General features: G+C 63.4%; 2 protein-coding genes. Both read left to right on the top strand.

The window, feature by feature from the left end; translation table 11 throughout:
• A partial coding sequence (locus EN750_RS36575) for a PLP-dependent transferase (RefSeq protein ID WP_189526760.1) occupies window positions 1–332 on the top strand: 332 nt, incomplete at its 5' end.
• A gap of 138 nt (window positions 333–470) precedes the next feature.
• Window positions 471–904, top strand: a 434-nt coding sequence (locus EN750_RS36570) for a CHRD domain-containing protein (protein WP_127399433.1), incomplete at its 3' end; no start/stop codon positions are given.

Here is a 904-nt window from a genome sequence, read left to right as displayed (position 1 = left end):
ATTACCTGCCGTTCCTGGGCGAGGAAACGCCGGCTGGCCGCACCTACAGGGCGCTATGCACTGGTGCCGGCTCGACCTTCTCCTTCGATATCAAGGGCGGAGAGAAGGCGGCTTTCGCCTTTCTCAACAACCTGCAGATCTTCAAGCTGGCGGTGAGCCTGGGCGGAACGGAATCCTTGGCCAGCCACCCCGCGGCCATGACCCATTCGGGCATACCCTTCGAGGTGCGCGAACGCATCGGCGTGCTGGAGACCACGGTCAGGCTGTCGATCGGCGTGGAGCACCCGGATGATCTGATCGCCGACCTGACCCAGGCGCTGGCAGCCGTCTGACGCCGCCGGTATCGCGCGGTCCATTAGTCTGCACGTAAGTGTTACTCGCGCGCAGCCATTCGCTCTTATAAGCCTTGTGCCGATACATCCGCGCGCCGGGGAGCCGTGGCTGGATGTCATCAGCAAACGGAGATTCTCATGCGTATCCAATCCTTGGCGCCGATGCTTTCGGCACTGGCCATCTCGGTGTCCTTCCTTACGGCAGCGCCGGCCCTGGCCGAGACGGTGAAGCTGAAAGCGACGCTCGACGGCGCCCAGCAGAACCCGCCGGTGACCACAAAAGGCAAGGGCACCGCAGCTCTTATCTTCGACACGGCCACGAAGAAACTCAGCTGGAACGTCAAATATTCCGGCCTCAGCGGGCCGGCGACCGCCGGGCATATTCACGGCCCAGCCGCGATGGGTGAAAACGCCGGGGTGGCGATCCCGTTCAAGGGCAAGCTCAAGAGCCCGATCAAAGGGTCGGCCGTGCTGACCGACGCGCAGGCCGCCGACCTGATGGCCGGCAAGGACTATGTCAACGTGCACACGGCAGCCAACAAGGACGGCGAAATCCGCGGACAGATCGAGAC

This window comes from Mesorhizobium sp. M7A.F.Ca.ET.027.03.2.1 (genome assembly GCF_003999175.1).
Taxonomy (GTDB): Bacteria; Pseudomonadota; Alphaproteobacteria; order Rhizobiales; family Rhizobiaceae; genus Mesorhizobium.
Note: the sequence above shows the minus strand (reverse complement) of the source record. Positions and strands in the feature narration are given on the sequence as shown.